This is a genomic window from Nostoc sp., from assembly GCF_036917355.1.
Lineage (GTDB): Bacteria > Cyanobacteriota > Cyanobacteriia > Cyanobacteriales > Nostocaceae > Nostoc.
This window is the reverse complement of sequence record NZ_JBALDP010000062.1, coordinates 106273-129813: the sequence shown is the minus strand read 5'-3', so window position 1 is coordinate 129813 and position 23541 is coordinate 106273. Positions and strand designations below refer to the sequence as shown.

The following is a 23541-nucleotide window of genomic DNA, read 5'->3' as shown; positions in this document are numbered from 1 at the left end:
CTAATGAATATTCCAACTGGTGCATATCCTACGAACGGTTCAGAAATAGCAATTATTGGATTAACAGGAAGATTTCCTGGAGCTAAAAATGTTGACGAATTTTGGCATAATCTCCAAAATGGTATAGAATCAATTTCTACTTTTAGTGATGAAGAACTATTGCAAGCAGGAGTTGATGCAGCGCTTCTCAGTAATCCCAATTATGTTAAAAGAAACGCTGTCATAGAAAATGCAGAACTTTTTGATGCCGACTTTTTTGGTTTTAATCCCAGAGATGCAGAAATAACTGATCCCCAACACCGAATTTTTTTAGAGTGTGCTTGGGAAGCGCTGGAAAAAGCAGGGTATAATTCTGAAACATACAATGGTTCTATAGGTGTTTTTGCTGGTTCTAACTTAAGCGGTTATTTACTAAACATTTATTTTAATCAAAATATTAGAAACTCAATAGACGAACGGCAAATAGCGATTGCTGGCGATAAAGATTATCTGGCTACACGTACTTCTTACAAACTTAATTTAACGGGGCCTAGCTATACAGTTCAAACAGCTTGTTCAACCTCATTAGTAGCTGTTCATTTAGCCTGCCAAAGTTTGCTCAATGGTGAATGCGACATGGCTTTGGTTGGTGGTGTTTCCATCAGCGCGTCAAGAAAATCTGGCTATCTTTATCAAGAGGGAAGTATTAATTCTCCTGATGGACACTGCCGTGCTTTTGATGCTAAAGCACGGGGAACAGTAGGCGGAGAAGGTGCGGGAATCGTTGTTTTGAAAAGATTAGAAGATGCCTTAAATGATGGAGATTTTATTCACGCTGTAATTAAAGGTTCGGCGATAAATAACGATGGCTCAAACAAAGTTAGCTACACTGCACCCCGCATAGAAGGTCAAGCTAAAGTTATCAAAACGGCTCAACTTGTTGCAGAGTTAGAAGCAGAAACAATAACTTATATTGAAGCTCACGGGACGGGAACATCTTTAGGAGATCCAATTGAAATTGCAGCACTGACACAAGCATTTCAAAGCAGTACAAAAAATAAAAACTTCTGTGCAATTGGTTCCTTAAAAACAAATATAGGGCATTTAGATGCAGCTGCTGGTGTTGCAGGTTTAATTAAAACAGTCTTAGCTCTTAAACACAAACAAATTCCTCCTAGCCTACATTTTGAAGAACCCAATCCTCAAATTGATTTCGCCAACAGTCCCTTTTATGTCAACAACAAACTTTCCGAATGGAAAGTAGACAAGCATCCTAGACGTGCAGGAGTCAGTTCTTTTGGTATTGGCGGTACTAATGCCCATGTAATTTTAGAAGAAGCTCCAGTTTTTACAACCAAAGAGAGTGTTTCTCGCCCCTGGCAGTTGTTAGTTATCTCTGCCAAAACTCAAACTGCTTTAGAATCAGCTACAACTAACCTTGCTAATTATTTAGTACAACATCCTGATAGCAATCTTGCTGATATAGCTTATACTTTGCAAGTCGGACGCCGAAATTTTAACCATCGTCGAGCGTTGCTGTGTCAGGATATTCCAGATGCTATAAAAATACTAACTGCGCCAAAAAAAGAAAGAGTTTTAAATAATTACTCAGAAGACCGTAAACATTCAATTGTGTTTATGTTTCCTGGACAGGGAGCGCAGTATGTAAACATGGGACGGGAATTATACGAAGCAGAACCGATTTTTCGAGAACAAATTGATGATTGTTGTAAATTACTCAAACCATATTTAAAATTAGACCTGAAAGATATACTTTATCCTTCGACAATCGAAGCTACAGAAGAACAACTTAAACAAACTTCCCTAGCGCAAGTTGCGCTATTTGTGATTGAATATGCCCTTGCTAAACTTTGGATGGCGTGGGGTATCCATCCGCAAGCGATGATTGGTCATAGCATCGGCGAGTATGTAGCTGCTTGTATTTCAGGTGTTTTTTCTTTAGAAGAAGCATTGACTTTAGTCGTAATTCGCGGACGACTGATGCAAGAAGTCGAAGCTGGTTCGATGCTTTCCGTTTCTCTCTCTGCCAAAGAAATACAACCTATGTTAGGTTCAGAACTTTCTTTAGCAGCTAGCAATGCTCCATCACTTTGTGTGGTTTCTGGTGCGACTAATGCGATCGCACTATTACAAAATCGTTTGACGGAGCAAGGTGTTGATTGTCGTTGGCTGCATACATCTCATGCTTTTCATTCTCAGATGATGGAGCCGATTTTAGAGCCATTTGTACGCCATATTAGAGAAGTCAATCTGAAATCACCTCAAATTCCTTTTGTTTCCAACGTTACGGGAACTTGGATTACAGCAGATCAGGCGACTGATCCTGACTACTGGGCTAGACATCTACGACAACCCGTATTATTTAACGAGGGAATCGCCGAAGTTCTGCAACAGCCTGAGCGAATACTGTTGGAAGTTGGCCCAGGACGAACATTAACTACCCTAGCTAAACGACAGTTGGTTTCACAAGCTGTGGTGCTAACTTCATTGCGGCATCCTCAAGAGCAAATTTCTGATGTCGCATTTTTGCTTAATACTCTCTCTCGGCTTTGGCTTTCAGGATTGCAAATAAACTGGGCAGGCTTTTATACAAAAGAGCAACGCAGACATATTCCTTTGCCCACCTATCCTTTTGAACGTCAGCGTTACTGGATTGAAGCTAACCCCGAAACTGCGTTATCAAAGGTATCACAAAAATCATTAGGTAAAAAGCCAGATATTGCCGATTGGTTTTATATCCCAATCTGGAAACAATCTACACCACTTGATTTTTTTCAAGGGAAGGAACTAGTAATTGATAAAAACACTCGTTGGTTAGTTTTTATCGATGAATATGGAATTGGAAGCGAAGTTGCTAAAAGGCTAGAACAGCAAAATCATGTTGTTACAGTTAGGGTTGCAGATAAATTTACTAAGCTGAACGAACATACATATACCATTAACCCCCAACAAAGAAATGACTACGATACTTTGCTTCAAGAACTCCAAAAAGAGAGTTTGATTCCAAATGCAATCGCTCACTTTTGGAGCATTACGCCAAATGATACTTTATCTAACAATAAGTTAAAAAAACAAATTTCTGAAGACTGCCAAAATCTTGGCTTTTGGAGTTTATTGTATTTAACACAGGCATTAGGAAAGCAAAATATCAGCCATTCTCTGAATTTGAATGTTGTAACTAACAATCTATATAATGTCATTGGCGACGAAAAGTTATGCCCAGAAAAGGCAACTATCTTGGGGCCGTGTAAGATAATTAACAAGGAATATCCAAACATTAATTCCTGTCTGATCGATGTAGTAATTCCTGTTTCTAACACCTCACCAACACAAAAGTTTATTGACTATCTGATTACAGAACTAACAACACAGCAAACCAATAATATAGTTGCTTATCGTGGATATCGTCGTTGGATTCAAACCTTTGAAAATATCCGTTTGGATGAAAGTACCGCAGAGAAAACTAAGTTAAGGCAAGGAGGAGTTTACTTAATTACTGGTGGACTTGGTGGCATAGGTTTGGTATTGGCAGAACATTTAGCAAAGACAGTACAGGCTAAGTTAATTTTAATTAGCAGAAAGGGATTACCGGAGCGATCGCACTGGAATCAATGGCTAGAAAATCATGATAGCAAGGATAGTCTTAGCTGCAAGATCCAAAAAATGCTAGCACTTGAAGAGTTGGGATCGGAAGTTGAGGTTAAAAGCGCCAATGTAGCTAGCTACGAAGAAATGCAGATAGCCGTTACTGAAGCCTTAGAAAAATTTGGTCAAATCAATGGTGTTATCCATGCAGCAGGTATTGCTGGTGGTGGCATAATCCAACTAAAAACAGAAGATGTAGCAAACAGCGTCTTAGCACCAAAAGTCAAGGGCACATTAGTATTAGAGGAAATATTAAACTTAAAAAATATCGATCTAGATTTCTTAGTACTTTGTTCATCTCAAAGTTCTATATTGAGCGAATTTGGACAGGTCGATTATTGTGCAGCTAATGCATTTTTAGATGTTTATGCACATTATCGTACTTCTAAATCTGACCAATTTACAGTGGCAATCAACTGGAGTACTTGGCAAGAGGTAGGGATGGCAGTAGAGACAGCACTACCCGAACAACTAAAGCTTCAACGTGAAGAGGATCTCAAAAAAGGAATATTATCTAAAGAAGGTGCTGAAGCTTTTAATCGCATTTTACTAACTAGCTTGCCTCATGTTGTTGTGTCTCCGCAAGACTTCCAAACAGTAATTGAGCAGGACAATGCTTTCAATTATCTAGAAAAAGAATTAGCATTTTTATCAGAGACATCAATAACAAATATTGCCCAACTTAATCATCCACGTCCAAACTTAGCAAATATTTATGTAGCTCCTCGTAACGAAGTTGAGCAGACCCTTGCTGACATCTGGCAACAGTTTTTAGGAATTGATAAAGTTGGTATTCATGACAACTTTTTTGAGTTGGCAGGAGATTCAATCATTACAATCCAAATTGTTGCTAAAGCAAACAAATTAGGTTTAAAGTTAACCTCTCAGCAAATGTTTATGCACCAAACTATTGCTGAATTAGCAACAGCAGCAGGTGTAGCTGAAACTAAACAGACTGAAAATAATTCAACAACTAAAGAGGTATACCTTACACCCATCCAGCATCGGTTCTTTGACCAGAATAAACCAGATGGATATTCCTTGAGCCAGTCTTTCATGCTGGAGATGCAACAAATATGCAATCCAAAATTATTAAAGCAGGCTGTAGAATATGTGATTGAACACCACGATACATTTCGTCTACGTTTTGTTAAAAAAGAATCTGGCTGGCAGCAAATAAAAGCTGATACTAATGATATAATGGTATACAAGCATATAGATTTGTCTTCACTTGGTGAAAAGGAGCAACAATATGCTTTTGAATCTGCAACGACAGAACTACAAAGTAACTTCAACCTAAGTGAAGGTCCCCTTGTAAAAGTTGCTTTTTTGGAATTGCGATCGCAGCAAAATAGCTACCTATTAATTACCATCCACCATCTGTTAGTAGATGCTGTTTCTTGGCAGATTTTGCTAGAAGATTTACAAACAGCTTATCAGCAACTCAGTCAAGGTGAAGTCATAGATTTGCCTAATCAGACCACTTCATTCCAGCGATGGACGCAGTGTTTGCAAGAGTACGCTCAGACTTCAGAAATCATCCAAGAGCAAGACTATTGGTTGGCAAAATTCCAAAAACATTTCTATAGTCTACCTGTTGACTATTCTGCAAGTGAAAATACGAGAGCTAAGGCTGACATAGTATCATTTTCTCTGGATAAACAGGAAACACAAGCCTTATTAAAAAATGTTAATAAGGCTTATAATACCCAGATTAACGATGTTCTGCTAACAGCTTTAGTACAAGCTTTTGCAAAGTGGACGGGAGAGAAGCAACTATGGGTAGATCTAGAAGATAATAGTCGAGAGACAATTTTCAAAGATGTAAATAATATATCTTTGTCTCGTACAGTTGGTTTATTTAAAACTTGCTTACCAATTATTTTAGATATAACAGAAGCTTCGGAACAGGGAAGTGCATTGATAGCAGTCAAAGAGTATTTACGTAGAATTCCAAATAAAGGAATTGGGTACGATATACTGCGCTATATAACCAGTAATCCAGAAATAAATTCAAAGCTCAAATCTTTTCCCCAACCTCAAGTAAGTTTTAATTACTTAGGTAATTTTGACCCTGTGAGATTACAGTCATCTTTATTCGATTTAACCGGACAGTCTCTTAAAGTTAGCCAAAGTCCACAAGCAAATCGATTTTATTTACTGGAAATTAACGGAATTATTCTTCAAGATAAACTGCAATTTAATTGGACTTATAACACAGCAGTTCATCGTCGAGAAACAATTGAAACTTTAGTCCAAAGCTTCCTTAGAGAGATGCGAAGCATAATTGCTCACTGTGAGTCTCTTGAAGCAGAGAAATATACACCTTCCGACTTTCCCAGAGCTAACTTGAGCCAACAAGACCTAGATAAATTTCTGGCAAAAATTAACCGAACAAGTGAGAAAAAAGCACAATGAAAACAGAAAATGTCGAGGACATTTATGAACTTACACCCGTACAAAAGGGGATGCTATTTCACTGTTTGTATGCAAGCGAATCAGCACTATACTTTTTTCACCATACCTTAACTTTGCATGGTAATCCAAACGTAGAAGCCTTTGAACAAGCATGGCAAAAAGTAGTAGATAGACATACCGTTTTGCGTACAGGATTTTACTGGGAAGACATAGACAATCCATTACAAGTTGTTTATAAACAAGTAAAAGTTACCTTAAATCAGTACGATTGGCGTGGTTTTGAAGAAGCAGAACAACAAGAGCGATTAAAATTATTTTTAGAGAGCGATCGCAAATTAGGTTTTGACTTTTCTCAACCATGTTTAATGCGTCTAACTTTGATTCGTCTTGCTGATGAATGTTATGAATTTGTTTGGAGCAATCATCATATAACCACAGACGGATGGTCTGGCCCAATCATATTAGAAGAATGCTTACAAATTTACGAAGCGCTTTGTGAATCTAAAGACGTGATTTTAGCACCAGTTCGTCCTTTTAGAAATTATATCGACTGGTTGCAGCAGCAAAATATAGCTAAAACCGAAAGCTTTTGGCGGCAAGCATTACAAGGAGTTAAAGCACCCACTCCCTTAACTTTTATAGAAAATAATCAATTATCTAACCAACAGGAAAGGTATGATGAAGAGAGAATTAACCTATCCGAAGCAACTACAAAAGCACTACTATCTTTTGCTACAAAAAATCACTTTACTCTTGCCACATTAGTTCATGGAATCTGGTCTATTCTCCTCAGTCGTTATACTTGTCGTAACAATATAGTCTATGGATGTACTGTCACAGGAAGACCAGTTGACTTGGCCGAGGTAGATTCAATAGTTGGTATGTTTATAAATACCTTACCAATTAATGTCAAATTGAATCCTGAGCAACAGTTCTTGTCATGGCTACAAGATTTTCAGACTCAATTAGTAGAAGCGCGTCATCATGAATATACTCCACTGACGCAAATTCAAGGTTGGAGTGAAGTACCTCGAAATTTACCTATGTTTGAAACTATTGTTGTAGTTGAGAACCTTCCGGTAAGTCAATTTGTGCGAAATTGGAAAGGAAATATCCGATTTAAGCAGACTGGAACTTATTACAGAAATAACTACCCTTTGAATTTAGTTATATATCCAGACTCCGAAATTATAGTGGCAATTTCATACGATTCTCGTAGATTTGATATCACTACCATTACTGGGATACTTAAAGATTTTCAAATACTACTACAAGAAATAATGGCTAATCCTAATGTTCAAATAAAAACCTTATCGTTTTTGACAGCACAACAACTACAAATAACAGCAACTTTAGAAAAAGAAGCATCATTTGATTGGGAATTAGCTCCAATGTTTTAATTGATCGGCAATAAGCAACTTTGCCTTGTAAATACTTCAAAGTTAGCTATGCTTATTCCTGTAATTAAAGTAAAGGTACTAAGCATAATTATAATAAATTACAATATTGCAAAGGATAAAAATATGATCGTTTCATCTGCAATAGAAAGAAGATATAGACTTTCAAGTGATGAGTTTAAGAAAGATTATGTTGAATTAGGAAAACCAGTCATAATTTCTGGAGTAACTTCAAACTGGAATGCCTTTGATAAATGGTCTTTAGAATATCTTAAAGATTTATTCCCCTCTCTAAATATTTACGCAAAGAAATTTGGCGAGAAAAGAATCGAGATATTTAGTCTGACAATGGAAAGATATATAGAATTAATAGAAAATTATGAAGAAGATCCTCAAAATAATCCTCGACCGCCATATTGTCATGACCTACCTTTATTTAGCTTAATACCTTCTTTAGTGGAAGATGCTCAAGCATTCCCTTTTGATTATTTACCAGAATGGTATTGGCACAAGTGGTGGCGTTACTGCCAGTTTTTCTTAGGTTCTTCTAACAGTATTACGCCACTACATTTTGATTGTCTTCTGACTAACAATATTTTTTTTCAAATTGTTGGCAGGAAACAATTTACCATCTTACTGCCTGAAGATGCCAAATATTGTTATCGCAAAGGCTGGCGATGGTTTTTGGTTAATCCAGAAAATCCAGATTTCAATAAATATCCTGAATACAAAAATGCCAGACCGATTAAATTTATTGTAAATCCTGGGGATATTGTATATATGCCTCCCGGAACGCTGCATCATGTTAGGAGTTTAGATATGTCGATTTCATTTAATATCGATTGGCATACTCATAAAAGCTCATTTAATGCTTTAGCATCTGTTACAAGAGGGATGCCAATTCAAAACTTCTATTATAACTTTTTATTAACTATGGGTTTAGTATTCAAAGTACCCCCTCAAATTATTTTTAAATTTTATAAGTCTTATCTAAATTATGTTTCTTAAAAAGCAATAAATATCAAATATATAATCTTTGCAAATCTCACTAAACACTCTCATGAATATCTTTGAAAAGTGTGAATCAAACGTTAGAAGCTATTGCCGTAATTTTCCCGATATATTTCATAGAGCTAAAGGTTCTATAATTTATTCGGACTCAGGGAAAGAATATATTGATTTTTTTGCAGGAGCAGGTGCTTTAAACTATGGACATAACCATGATTATATAAAGCAAAAGGTTATGTCATATTTAGATGCCGATGGTATTGCACATGGTTTGGATATGTATACTTCGGCTAAAGAGAAGTTTTTAGCTAAGTTTGATGAGGTAGTACTAAGTTCAAGAAAGCTAAATTATCGCATTCAGTTTTGTGGGCCAACAGGAACAAATGCAGTTGAAGCAGCTTTGAAGTTGGCCAGAAAAGTAAAACAAAGACCAGGTATATTCTCCTTCATGGGAGCATATCATGGAATGACTCTAGGTAGCCTATCGATTAGTGGTAACGTCGGAATCCGAGCCGGGGCAATTGGAGCATCAAATAATGTAACTTTTATGCCTTATCCCTATGGGTTTATGGCAAGTTTTGACACAATAGAATATATAGAAACAGTTTTAAATGACGTAAATTCGGGAATTGAAAAACCAGCAGCAATAATTTTTGAAACGGTACAAGCTGAAGGTGGAGTTGTTATAGCTCCTATTGACTGGATGCAAAGACTAAGAAATTTATGTGACGAGCATGATATTTTATTAATATGTGATGATATTCAAGTTGGCTGTGGTCGTACAGGGCCTTTCTTTTCTTTTGAAAGAGCAGATATTGTTCCCGATATGGTAGTACTCTCTAAATCTATTAGTGGGTATGGGTTTCCAATGTCACTATTATTAATTAAGCCAGACTTGGATATATGGGAACCGGGCGAACATAATGGTACTTTTAGGGGTAATCAATTGGCATTTGTAGGAGCAACAGCTGCTCTAGAGTATAGAGAAAGTTGTGATTTTGAGCAGAATGTTAAAGCTAAAGAGCTTTTTTTGAAAAATTTTCTAACTCAAGAAATATTACCAATTAATCAAAACATACTAATCCGTGGAATTGGGATGATTTGGGGTATTGATATTAAAAATTTTGGTGGTAGCAGTTTAGCAAAAAGTATAACATCCCGTTGTTTTGAGCTAGGGTTAATAGTTGAGCTAGCAGGTAGAAATGATACCGTTATTAAAATTTTGCCACCTTTAATAATTGATATGTTCACTTTAGAAAAAGGATGTTTAATTATCAAAGAAGCTTTTTATGATTGCATATCAAAGTAGATTTACATACTAGTAATTATAAATCGGTAAGTAATTGGTTAAAAGGAGAAAGCTATGGGTATACATTTAGACTCGAATGATTTATTCTCTCAAAAAACTTATTGGATAAATAAACTATCGGGAGAACTACCAGAAACAAATCTGATGCTGGACTATGTAAGACCTTTATTTTCTAGTGGTAAAAATAAATCTCTTAGCTTTGATTTATCAAATGATTTATCGCAAGCAATCATTAAGCTAGGTAATGGCTCTTACTTTTCAATCTACTTGATACTTGTGTCTGCTTTGAAGATATTGCTGCAAAAATATACTAGGAACAATGATGTTATTATTGGAATACCAGTATATGAAAAAATTGGTATTGATCGCGTAAATACAAAAGTTATCCCTTTGCGGACTCAAGTCACACCTCAACTTCCATTTAAAGATTTTCTTCTTCAAGTTAAAGATGCTGCGATCGCAGCTTACAGCCATCAAAACTATGATTTTGATAAATTAATTAATTTGTTGGATATACCAACAAGTCCTAACCGTTGTCCAATTTTTGATATCATAGTTTGCTTAGAAAATATTCATATCAAAAGTAATTTAAATCAACTCGATAATGACATCACAATTTCTTTTACAGTTAACGGTGAAAATATTAGTGCCGACATAGATTATAAGCAATACTTGTTTCAAGATGAGAATATAAAATTAATCGGTAAATATTATATTAATATTCTGGAAAATATTATAAGCAACATTGCTGTTAAAATATCGGATATTGCTTTATTAAAAGATTTTGAGCAGCACCAATTGTTAAAAGAATTTAATAATAATATTAAAAACTACCCAATTGAACAGACGATAAATCAATTATTTGAAAAGCAAGTATCTCAGACTCCAAATAATATAGCTGTTATTCATAAGCAGACTGAACTCACGTATCAAGAACTAAATTATCACGCTAATAAACTAGCTAAATTGTTGCGAAAGCTGGGAGTCTGTCAAGGAGAGTTTGTAGGCATTTTTAAAGACCGCGATATAAATTTTCTTATTGCTATTCTTGCTATATACAAGGCAGGTGGGGCGTATGTACCAATTGATAGTACTTATCCAGCAAATCGAATTAAATATATGCTATCCAATAGCAAAGTTAGATTCTTGCTGACAGATTTTTCGCTATTAAATGTTTTATCAGACTTAATAGAAGATTGTTCAAATTTATCATCTATTATTTGTTTAGATAGCACTCTGAATAAAAATACACCGCTTGCGAAAAAAACAGGATTAAAGATATACGATCAATTGGATTTCGAGCAGCTATCTAATGATAATGTAGAATGTATAAATGATGCTGCTGACCCAGCTTATATGCTTTATACTTCCGGGTCTACAGGATTACCAAAGGGAGCAATTGTCAGGCATGATGGTGCAATTAATCACATTTATGCTCAATTCGATGAATTGGATTTAACAGAGGAATTTTGTTTTCTCCAAAGCGCTCCTTCTTCCACAGATATTTCTGTATGGCAGTTTTTAGCACCACTTTTAATTGGTGGAAAAACAGTAATAGTAGATATAGAAACCGTTGCTATTCCTGATAAGCTATTTGAAACACTGAAATCACAAAAAATTACAGTTGTTGAATTAGTACCAGCATTATTCGGAGGCTTGCTTGAATATACTTCCCAGCTACCGATTCATAAAAGAGAATTGCCTGATTTAAAATGGATGATGGTTGTGGGAGAGTCAGTATCAGTAAGTTGGGTAAATAAGTGGCTTGAGATATATCCCGAAATCAAAATTGTTAACGCTTATGGCCCCACTGAAGCTGCTGATGATATCACCCAGTTTATCGTTAACAAGCCTCTGCCAGAAAATCAGCGAACAGTTTCAATTGGTAAACCATTAGCCAACTTAAATCTCTACATTCTGGATGGAGAAATGCAACTATTACCTATTGGCGCTCCTGGAGAGATTTGTGTATCGGGAATTGGTGTAGGTGATGGGTACTGGAAAAATCAAGAAAAAACTAATTTAAGTTTTGTTCCCAATCCATTTACAAATGTTAGGAAAAACTTACCAGAAAATCGTAGAGACTTAATCTATAAAACTGGAGATTTAGGAAGGTGGCTTCCTGATGGAAATATTGAATTTCTTGGACGTATTGACCATCAAGTAAAGATTCGTGGCTTCCGTGTTGAACTTGGAGAAATTGAGACATTTTTGGGTCAGCATCCGAATGTACGTGAAAATGTAGTTGTGGTTCAGCAAGACGAACCAGGTAACTTGCAATTAGTTGCATATGTGGTTGCTAAGACACAACCAGTTCCTGGTATTAGTGAATTGCGTAGCTTTTTACAAGAAAAGTTACCTGACCACATGTTACCTTCTGTTTTTGTGATGCTGGAAAATCTACCGCTAGCACCTAGCGGAAAGGTAGACCGTAAAGCTTTACCTAAACCAGATAATTTTCGCCCGGAATTAGAAACAGCTTATATCTTGCCGCGAAACGAGATGGAACACGCAATTGCTGATATTTGGCAAAACATACTTAAGGTGGAGAAGGTCGGCATTCAAGATAACTTTTTTGACCTTGGTGGTCATTCACTAAATGTGCTTCAAGTTTACAGCAAACTACGAGAACTTTTTAAAGCTGACTTAGTAATAACTGACCTGTTTAAATATCCAACAATTAGCTCTATATCTCGGTATTTTAGCCAAGAAGAAGATGATAGCTTTGCAAATCAAAGTAATGAATTAAATGAACAGTTAGAAGCTGGCAAAGCAAGATTAAAGCAACGCTTTTTGCAAAAAAGACAACAGAATGTTTAATAGTAACTAGTAAATAGTTAACTTTATTATGGAAAGTTTAGAAAAATTAAGTAATAGAACAGGTCTGGAAATAGCTATTATTGGAATGAGTGGCTGTTTCCCAGAGGCTGAAAATATTGAGCAATTTTGGCACAATCTCCGAGATGGGGTAGAGTCAATACATAGATTTAACGATCAAGAATTAAAAAGTTTAGGTGTAGATGCGGCTTTATTCAGCGACACCAATTATGTTAAAGCAGAGGGTGTAGTCGAAGGTATAGACTTGTTTGATGCTTCATTCTTCGACATCAGTCCCAGAGAAGCAGAAGTCATGGACCCTTCACTGCGTTTTTTCTTGGAGCATTCATGGAAAGCACTTGAGGATGCCGGTTATAGTTCAAATATATATAAAAAGCCTATTGGGGTCTACGCTGGTACAAGTTTTGGCAGTTATCTACTTAACATTTATTCTAATTATGAGCTTATATCCTCTGTGGGTGATAAGCAGATAGAAAAGGGGACTTCTCCAGATTATGTGACTACACTTGCTTCTTATAAATTAAATTTGCAAGGGCCAAGTTATGCGGTTCAAACTACTTGCTCAAGTTCATTGGTTGCTGTACATTTAGCCTGTCAAAGTTTGCTCAGTGGTGAGTGTGATATTGCTTTAGCAGGAGGAGTTTCAATATCAACAGCAGTAGGTTATTTATATCAAGACGGAGGAATTGAATCTCCTGATGGACATTGCCGTGCTTTTGATGCTAAGGCTGCGGGAACAGTAAAGGGTAGGGGTTTGGGTCTTGTAGTTTTAAAGCGTTTAGAAGAAGCGATCGCAGATGGCGATTGCATCCATGCTATTATCAAAGGCTCTGCTATTAATAACGATGGATCTGATAAGGTTAGCTACACTGCACCCAGCGTAAATGGTCAAGCCAAGGTAATAAGAGCAGCTCAGGTTATGGCTGAAGTCGAACCTGATACCATTAGCTATATTGAAGCGCATGGAACCGGAACTTCTCTAGGAGACCCCGTGGAAATTGCTGCGTTAACACAAGCTTTTCGTACTAAAACTCAGAACAAGAGATTTTGTGGCATTGGTTCTGTGAAAACCAACATTGGGCATTTAGACTCAACTGCTGGAGTAGCAGGTTTAATTAAAACTGTACTAGCCTTAAAACACAAAAAAATTCCCCCCAGTTTAAATTTTGAAGAACCATCACCCCAAATTGATTTTGCCAATAGTCCTTTTTATGTAAATAATAAGTTATCGGAGTGGAAAACTAACGGCACTCCTCGCCGTGCGGGTGTTAGTTCCTTCGGCTTTGGCGGGACAAACGCCCATATAATTTTAGAAGAAGCTCCTATAACTCCATCTTCTAGTCCTTCTCGGAATTGGCAATTATTATTACTTTCAACTAAAACGAGTACATCTCTTGAAACTGCTACAGAAAACCTGGCTAATTACCTACAAAGCAATCCAGATTTAAACCTTGCAGATGTTGCTCATACCTTGCAGTTAGGTCGCTGGACTTTGAACCATCGTCAAATGGTAGTTTGTCAAAATCAAGAAGATGCAATTAATGCATTGCAAGATCCTCAAAGAGCTTTTACTTATTACCAAGAACCTTGTAATCGGCCTGTTGGGTTTATGTTTCCTGGACAAGGTTCGCAATATGTGAATATGGGTCGAGAATTATATGAGAATGAAATCGTATTTAGAAAACAAGTTGATTATTGCTGTGAACTGCTCAAACCTCACTTAGAATTAGACCTGCGTACAGTTCTCTATCCCAGCGCCGAAAAAGCTCAAGAAGCAACACAAAAGTTGCAGCAAACGGCAATTACTCAACCAGCATTGTTTGTGATTGAGTACGCTCTAGCTAAGTTATGGATGGCATGGGGCGTACTACCTGAGATGATGATTGGTCACAGTATCGGGGAGTATGTAGCTGCAACGATCGCTGGAGTTTTTTCTTTAGAAGATGCTTTAGGAATAGTTGCAATGCGAGGACAACTAATGCAACAGTTACCTGCTGGTGCTATGCTCTCGGTTCCGCTGCCAGAACAAGAGGTACAACAACTATTAGAAAAGGAAATCTCTTTAGCTGCAAGCAATGCACCTTCTTCCTGTGTGGTATCAGGTGCGACAGAAGCAATAGATAAATTACAACAGAAGCTACAACAAATAGGTGTAAATTGTAGACGTTTGCATACTTCCCATGCCTTTCATTCTCACATGATGTCACCGATCGTTGAGACTTTCATCAAGTTATTAGAAAAAGTAAAATTTCATCCCCCAAAAATTCCGTTTATCTCCAATGTTACTGGAACTTGGATTACCACAACTGAAGCAACAGATCCTAACTATTGGGCTAGACATTTAAGGCAACCAGTACGCTTCAGTTTAGGAATATCTGAGTTACTCAAACAGTCAGAGCCAATACTGTTGGAAGTTGGGCCAGGACGGACGCTAACTAGTCTAGTTAAACAACATCAAATAGATAAACTTATAGCGCTAACATCTATACGACATCCTCAAGAGCAACAATCAGATGTAGAATTTTTACTTAATACCTTGGGTAGGCTTTGGTTAGTAGGAATTCAAATTGATTGGTCGGGTTTTTATGTAGATGAAAAGCGTCATCGGATACCTTTACCTACTTATCCTTTTGAGCGCCAGCGTTACTGGATTGAGGTAAATCGAAATGCGACTTTGGCAATGATGTCGCCAAAAACTTCTGATAAAAAGTCAGATATTGCTGACTGGTTTTACATTCCTCGCTGGAAAGAATCGATACCACCTGAGTTTTTGCAGCAGAATAAATTGCTAGAAGAAAAGTCACGTTGGTTAATTTTTGTTGATACATCTGGAGTGGGAGCAGAAATTGCCGAACGACTCAAACAACACGCTCGTGAGGTGATTTTAGTTAGAGTTGCAGATAAATTTACCAAGCTTGATGAGTGTACATTTACAATCAATCCTGAACAGAAGGATGACTATGATACCTTATTTCAAACGCTACAAGAACAGAGCTTGATTCCACAAGCGATCGCACATTTTTGGAGCGTTACTCCTAACGATAACTTACCTAGTCAAGAGCTGGAGCCACAAACACAATATGAGTTTTTTGAAGATTGCCAAAATCTTGGTTTTGATAGTCTATTATTTCTGACACAAGCTTTGGCAAAACAGAATATAATTGACCCAATCAAGTTGATGGTTGTCACCAGTAATCTACATGATATAACTGGTAGTGAGAATTTATGCCCTGAGAAGGCAACTATATTAGGGCCATGCAATGTAATTCCTCAAGAGTATCTCAACATAACTTGCTGTTGCTTTGATATCGTACTTCTAGACTCTAAAAATAAGCCGTCACAAACTCTTATAGACTCACTGCTTACTGAATTTACAGCCCCAATCACTGATAACTTAATTGCTTATCGTGGCAATCATCGGTGGATTAAAACTTACGAGGCTGCACATCTAGATGAAGGCGTTATCAAAAAAACTAAGCTGAGAAAAGGGGGTGTTTACCTAATTACTGGTGGGCTTGGCCGCATTGGTTTAGCAATGTCAGAATACTTAGCGAAAACAATACAGGCTAAGTTAGTTTTAATCGGCAGAAATGGCATCCCTGAAAGACATCAGTGGTCTGAATGGCTACTAACTCATGAGGAATCTAATGAAGTTAGCCAGAAGCTTAGAAAAGTGATGAGGCTTGAAGAATTAGGTGCTGAAGTTCAGGCGATCGCTGCTGATGTAGCTAATGAACAGCAAATGCAAACGGCTATAGAGTTAGTTAATGAACGCTTTGGTGAAATTCATGGTGTAATTCACGCAGCCGGAATTAATGACGATGCATATTACACTATTGAAGAAAGTTCTAAGGCTCAAAGTAAATCACAATTTCATCCCAAAGTATATGGACTATTTGTTTTAGAAAAGGTTTTGCGAGGTCAGAAAATAGATTTTTGTTTATTCACATCTTCTTCATCATCTGTTTTAGGAGGTTTAGGTTTAACTTCTTATTCTGCTGCTAACATTTTTATGGATGCTTATGCTCACAAGCATAACCAGATAAATTTGTTTCCTTGTATTAGTGTGAACTGGGATACTTGGCAATCTCAAGAAAACGATATACAAGATATAACTGTGGGAGTAGCGTTGGAAAAATTACGCATGACATGGCAAGAAGGGATAGAAGTCTTTAGCCGTGTATTATCTCTAACTAAAACTCCTCAGATTGTTGTTTCTGCGGGAGAATTACAACCCAGAATTGAGCAATGGATAAAACGAGGCTTTTTACAAAACAAGGAATCATCAAATAGTCGAGATAGTTTATCACTCCATTCCAGAGCAAACTTACAAAACGAGTATGTCCCAGCTAGCAACAATGTAGAACAAATAGTTGCTACAACTTGGCAAAAAGTTCTGGGAATTGAAAAGATTGGTATTTATGATAACTTTTTTGATTTGGGAGGTAGTTCTCTAATCGGTGTTGAGGTTATCTCTCAATTACAAAAACAATTAAATACTCATATTCCGATAATCAGCATTTATGAAAGACCTACCATTAGTTCACTTGCGGAGTTTTTAAGTAACGATCAAGAGGCTGTTTATCAAAAAGATTCTTACCGGACTCAAACGAGGTCTGCTTCAGTTAAGCGTCGCAAACAAGCCAGGCAAAATCATCGAAGGACATCATTAATTGAAGATAGTTAGTACTTTTAATAACTGCTTGGGAAAGAAAGACTAAAGTCCTTACTACAAACTTACTTGAAAGAATCTCGCATTGTTGGTAGTGGTTAGTAGTAAGGCAATAAAGAACCAAGATATATTCTGGAGTATCAAATGGCATTAAGTCAGCAAAAACAAGAAAAAAATAAGCAGAACCTCTTTTTTGAAAATGAGATAACACCAAAGTATGCAGTTGCAAATGAAGTGATGCAATTATTTGCGCCATCTAATAGCTTAGTCTCTATAGAAGCTAAGATGAATATTCAAACTGATACTTTGGTTGATGATTTTTTAAGCGCAACTAATACTAATTCAGATATCGATTTTAATGCATTAGTAGAAACCTTTGTTGATAGTCAAGTTCCCATTAATCCTGCTAATTTTGATAACTATATTGATTATTTAGCAAATAGTGTTATTAATCATTCAATACATACATCTTCACCACGATTTATTGGTCATATGACCTCTGCACTTCCCTGTTTTGTGCGACCGATCGCAAAACTGATGACAGCAATGAACCAAAATGTTGTCAAAATAGAAACAGCCAAAGCTTTTAGCCCTTATGAGCGTCAGGCTTTGGCAATGATGCATAGATTAATTTATAATTTTTCTGATGAATTTTATACCGAACATATCCAAAATAACCAAAGTACTTTAGGCATATTGGTTTCTGGTGGTACAGCAGCAAACATCATTGCACTTTGGTGCGCTCGTAATAAATCTTTAGGTGCAAAAAATAGTTTTGCAGGTGTAGAAAAGGAAGGTTTAGCAGCAGCTTTAGATTACTATGGTTATCAAGGAGCCGCGATCGTTGGCTCTGAATTGATGCATTATTCTTTTGACAAGGCCGCAGATTTATTAGGCATAGGTACACATGGTTTAATAAAAATTCCTACTAATGCTAATAACCAAGTAGACTTACCAGCTTTACGTCAGGCTGTTGCAGATTGTCAGAGCAAAAACTTGCATATTATTGCGATCGTGGGCGTTGCTGGGACTACGGATTCTGGTAATATAGATTCACTTTTAGACATAGCAGATATCGCCCAAGGTGCAAATGTTCATTTTCATGTAGATGCAGCTTGGGGTGGCCCACTCATTTTTTCCGAACAACATCGAGAAAAACTTATTGGTATTGAATGCGCTGATTCAATCACAATTGATGGGCACAAACAGCTGTATTTGCCTATGGGTATTGGCATGGTATTCATGCGCGAACCGTACTTAGCTTCATCAATTGAAAAAAATGCTAGCTATACCATGCGTAAGGGTTCATTCGATTTGGGTAAACGAGCTTTAGAAGGTTCTCGAGGTGGGATGGCATTATTTTTACATGCTGGGCTACATCTAATAGGACTTAAAGGTTATGAATTTTTGATTGATGCAGGCATCGAAAAGACACAATATATGGCTGCTCAAATCACTACCATGCCTGAATTTGAATTACTATCTCAACCGGATATAAATCTGCTTCTTTACCGCTACATTCCAGAATCTTTCAGAGAACTTGCAGTTAAAAAGCAATTAACAGAAATTGATAATCAACAAATAAATGTATTCAATGAGCGCCTGCAAAAAACTCAGCGTCAAGCTGGTCGCACTTTTATCTCACGCACAACAAAAACAATTACGTATTTAGAAAAAGAAATTTCTGTTACTGCCCTTCGTGCAGTAATCGCCAATCCGCTTACGACTAAAGATGATATTGATGCAGTACTAAATGACCAAATTCAGATTGCTTTAGATTTATCAATGTCAGATTCCTTAGAAGCCACTCAGAGCCTAGCATAGTTGCTGTAAAGAAGTTTATTTAGGTGTTTTTCTATGAATAATTCTCAGGAGTTTGATAACTTTGATGATAACGATGAAATAGCCATTATTGGTATAAATGGCCGTTTTCCAGGTGCAAACAATGTTGATATTTTTTGGGATAATTTGCGAGATGGAGTGGAGTCAATTTCTCATTTTACAGATGAAGAACTTCTAGCTGCGGGCATAGAGCCAACTTTACTAAACGATCCAAATTATGTGAAAGCCAGCAGCATTGTGGAAGGTATCGAATTATTTGATGCTGCATTTTTTGGATTCACCCCTAGAGAGGCTGAAATCACAGACCCACAACATCGTATGTTTTTAGAATCTGCCTGGGAAGCTTTGGAATCTGCGGGTTATGATTCCGAATCATACAAAGGTAAAATTGGGGTTTACGCTGGTGTCACTAACAGCAATTATTTATTTACAAACTTATATTCAAATCAAGATTTAATGCAGTCAGTAGATGCTTTAAGTATTTTTATTGGTAATGAAAAAGATAACTTAAGCACGCAAACTTCTTACAAGTTAAATCTTACTGGGCCAAGTATAAATGTTCAGAATAACTGCTCTACATCATTAATAGCTGTACATTTAGCCTGTCAAAGTTTGCTAAATGGAGAAAGCGATATAGTTTTGGCTGGTGGTGTTTCCATTGCAAAGCTACCCCAAAAATCTGGTTATCAGTATCAAGAGGGGGTTCTTTGTTCTCCTGATGGTCACTGCCGGACTTTCGATGCTAATGCGAAAGGAACAGTATTCGGCGATGGTTTGGGAATTGTTGTGTTGAAACGGTTGGCTGATGCTGTTGCAGATGGAGACTTTATTCATGCTGTAATTAAAGGTTCAGCGATCAATAACGATGGTTCTTTAAAAGTTGGTTATACAGCGCCTAGTGTTAACGGTCAAAGAGAAGTAATTTTAGAAGCACTTGCTTTAGCTGGTATTGAAGCCGATACGATTTCTTATGTTGAAGCTCATGGAACTGCAACTCCCTTGGGAGATCCCATTGAAATCAAGGCTCTCACACAAGCTTTTCGTGCTAGCACAAATCAAAAATGTTTTTGCGCTATTGGTTCAGTAAAAAGCAATATTGGGCATCTGGATACAGCAGCTGGTGTGACAGGCTTAATTAAAACAGTACTTGCATTAAAACATCAACAAATACCACCAAGCTTACACTTTGAAAAAGCCAACCCAGAGATAGATTTTGCCAACAGTCCTTTTTATGTAAACACCAAATTATCTGAGTGGAAAACTAACGGTTTACCCCGCAGAGCAGGTGTCAGTTCTTTTGGGGTTGGCGGAACTAACGCTCATGTAATATTAGAAGAAGCTCCAGTAATGGAAGCATCTAGTGCTTCTCGTCCTTGGCAACTGATATTATTATCAGCCAAAACTAGCACGGCTTTAGAAAGTGCGACTGCAAATTTAGCGGCTTACCTCCAGCAACATCCCAATATCAACCTGTCTGATGTAGCTTATACTCTACAAGTAGGCCGTAGAGCTTTTGACCATCGGCGGCTGGTAGTTTGCCAAGACTTGAACGATGCAGTTAAATTACTGAAAAATGAAGACCCAGAACGTGTTTTTAGTTACCACTGGAAACCAAGTCGTTGCCCTGTAATTTTCATGTTTTCTGGGCAAGGGGCACAATATGCAAACATAGGTAAAGAACTATACGAAGTTGAATCCATATTTCGCAGATATGTAGATACTTGCGCCGAGATATTGCAACCCCATATCGGTCTTGATATCCGCGATTTACTGTTTCTAGAGTCAGAAGAAATTACCGCAGCTAACCTCACCCAACTAGCATTATTTGTAATTGAGTACGCCCTGGCTGAGTTATTGATTTCATGGGGGGTACGCCCTGAGGCGATGATTGGTGACGGTATCGGTGAATATGTAGCAGGTGCGATCGCAGGTGTATTTTCTCTCGAAGATGCCTTAGTAATCATAGCAAACAGGGGACAACTGCGATCGCTCAAAAAAGTTCAACTCAATCCACCCCACATTCGCTTTATTTCCCATGAGACTGGTGGGTGGATTACAGATGCACAAGCCACAAATCTCAATTATTGGAGCCAAAATTTACAAGAAACTGTGAATTTTTCCGATAGTATCTCTCAACTGGTAGAGGAGTTTGAAGGCGTTTTTCTAGAGGTGGGGTCGGGACAAGCTTTAAGTACATTAACTAAGCAACATTTAGATATCGATGCTAAACAGTATGTATTAGCTTCTTTTCCCCCTACCAAAGAGCAACAATCAGATGTAAGCTTTTTATTGCAGACATTAGGTCAATTGTGGCTTTTTGGTGTAGATATAGATTGGTCGGGATTTTATACCGAAGAACAGCGTCATCGTTTACCTTTGCCTACCTATCCCTTTGAGCGACAAAGATATTGGATTGATGCGAAAAAACAAGGAAAAGATGATAATCACGCTCCAGTATTATTGGGTAAAAAACCTGATGTAGCAGACTGGTTTTACATTCCTTTTTGGAAGCCTTCTTTACCTCCAGTACAACTCGACAGCCAAGAATTAGCAACTGAAAAATCTTGCACTTTGGTATTTATCGATGAGTGTGGCTTAGGTATTAACTTGGTGAAAAAATTAGAACAACTAAACCAGGATGTAATCACTGTCAGAGTTGGGGACAAATTTACGATACGAGGCAAGTCTGAATATACTATTAATCCTAAAAATAATCAGGATTACGATATTTTATTTCAAGAAATTTTTAGAGAAAACAAGCTTCCAAAAACGATAGTTCATTTATGGAATGTCACAGCTATTTGTAATCAAGATTTAGAGATTGAAGTAGCTGATAAAGCTCAAGAGACAGGATTTTATAGTCTACTATTTATCGCCCAAGCTTTGGGCAAACGAGAAACTACTGATGATTTTAAAATCACAGTTATTTCTAACAACCTACAGCCCGTAACGGGGAGTGAAGTACTTTGTCCAGAGAAAGCTACTTTGCTAGGCCCAATTAAAGTTATTTCTCAAGAATACGCAAATATCAACTGTCGTAGTATTGATGTTACCCTTCCACCCAACGGTAGTTGGCAAGAAGAAAAACTTGTAGAAAATTTGCTGGCAGAACTGACGGTTGATAATTCTGAAAAGTTAATAGCTTATCGAGGTTTAAATCGTTGGGTGCAGAGTTTTGAGCCAGTACGTTTTGATAAAGCTAAAATTGAAAAGCCTCGACTACGAGAAAGAGGAGTCTATTTAATTACAGGTGGACTCGGAGGTATCGGGCTTGTTTTGGCAGAATACTTAGCTCGAACTTTACAAGCCAAATTATTGTTAGTAGGACGTTCTGCTTTACCTAAAAAAGATGAGTGGTTGCAATGGCTTGCTACTCATGATGAGACTGATAGTATTAGCTGCAAGATTCGCAAAGTTCAAGAATTTGAAGATTTTGGTGCAGAAGTTTTGGCGATCGCTGCGGATGTCACCAACGTAGAGCAAATGCAAAGTGCGATCGCACAAGCTCAAAAACAATTTGGTCAACTAAATGGTGTTATCCATGCTGCCGGAGTTCCTGGAGGCGGTGTAATACAGCGAAAAACTCAAGAAGAAGCAGAAAGTATTCTGGCTCCGAAGGTAAAGGGGACAATAATTATTGATACAATTGTCAAAGATATTGAGCTAGATTTCTTTATTCTAGCATCATCAAATAGCTCAATTGTAGCGGAATTTGGACAGGTAGACTATTGTGCAGCAAATGCTTTTCTTGATGCTTTTGCTCACTATAATAGTGCAAAGCAGAGTAGATTTACTACTAGTATTAACTGGGATACTTGGCAAGAAGTTGGGATGGCAGTTAATACAGAACTGCCCCAAAGACTCCAAGAATTACGATTAGAAAATCTTAAGCAAGGTATATTACCTAATGAAGGTATAGATATTTTTCTCCGTATTTTGGGAAATCCAATGCCCCAATTTGTAATATCTACCTCTGACTTATTGGATGTACTCAAACAGTACAATTCGTACAACAATACACAAACCATAGAATTTTTAGAAACTGTTAATCAATCCAAACTAAAATATTCTCGACCCGAACTAAATAACGATTATGTTGCTCCTCGAAATAAAAATGAGCAAAACCTAGTTGAGATTTGGCAAGATGTTATCGGTATTGAGCGCATAGGAATTTATGATAACTTCTTTGAGCTTGGTGGTGATTCTCTCGTAGGTATTCAACTTATGACAATCGTCAATAAGGTATTTAATTCAAATCTTTCGATTGCAAAACTTTATGAGTGTCCGAATATAAGCTCTATGATCAAGATTTTTACTCCTGAAGAGTCTCAGGAAAATGCTTTTGAGCAAAGGCTGAGTCGAGGACAAAAAAGAAGACAGATGAGAATGCAAACTAACTAAAATATAAAGTT

8 protein-coding genes are annotated in these 23541 nt (G+C 37.2%); all 8 read left to right on the top strand.

Annotated elements, in window-relative coordinates:
- Positions 1 to 3: 3 nt before the first annotated feature.
- The 8 genes from V7K53_RS19010 (at position 4) to V7K53_RS18975 (ending at position 23530) form a co-directional block, all read left to right on the top strand.
- Positions 4 to 6063, top strand: a complete 6060-nt coding sequence (locus tag V7K53_RS19010) for a condensation domain-containing protein (RefSeq protein ID WP_335199018.1) — start codon at positions 4 to 6, stop codon at positions 6061 to 6063.
- Positions 6060 to 7463: a condensation domain-containing protein gene (locus V7K53_RS19005; RefSeq protein WP_335199017.1), complete on the top strand. Its 1404-nt coding sequence runs from the start codon at positions 6060 to 6062 to the stop codon at positions 7461 to 7463. Before V7K53_RS19010 ends, V7K53_RS19005 begins: the two co-directional genes overlap by 4 nt.
- A gap of 48 nt (positions 7464 to 7511) precedes the next feature.
- Positions 7512 to 8468, top strand: a complete 957-nt coding sequence (locus V7K53_RS19000) for a cupin-like domain-containing protein (RefSeq protein ID WP_335199016.1) — start codon at positions 7512 to 7514, stop codon at positions 8466 to 8468.
- Positions 8469 to 8520: 52 nt separating this feature from the next.
- A complete protein-coding gene (ectB, locus tag V7K53_RS18995; RefSeq protein WP_335199015.1) occupies positions 8521 to 9777 on the top strand; it encodes a diaminobutyrate--2-oxoglutarate transaminase in 1257 nt (418 codons plus the stop codon).
- Between the two features lie 54 nt (positions 9778 to 9831).
- Complete coding sequence (locus V7K53_RS18990) at positions 9832 to 12597, top strand: non-ribosomal peptide synthetase (RefSeq protein ID WP_335199014.1); 2766 nt, start codon at positions 9832 to 9834, stop codon at positions 12595 to 12597.
- 28 nt (positions 12598 to 12625) lie between these two features.
- Positions 12626 to 17302: a type I polyketide synthase gene (locus V7K53_RS18985; RefSeq protein ID WP_335199013.1), complete on the top strand. Its 4677-nt coding sequence runs from the start codon at positions 12626 to 12628 to the stop codon at positions 17300 to 17302.
- A 129-nt stretch (positions 17303 to 17431) separates the two neighbouring features.
- Positions 17432 to 19111, top strand: coding sequence for a pyridoxal-dependent aspartate 1-decarboxylase PanP (gene panP / locus V7K53_RS18980; protein ID WP_335199012.1), 1680 nt, complete (start codon positions 17432 to 17434; stop codon positions 19109 to 19111).
- A 33-nt stretch (positions 19112 to 19144) separates the two neighbouring features.
- The gene (locus V7K53_RS18975; protein WP_335199011.1) at positions 19145 to 23530 is read left to right on the top strand and encodes a type I polyketide synthase; all 4386 of its coding nucleotides are present in this window, start codon (positions 19145 to 19147) and stop codon (positions 23528 to 23530) included.
- Positions 23531 to 23541: the final 11 nt, after the last annotated feature.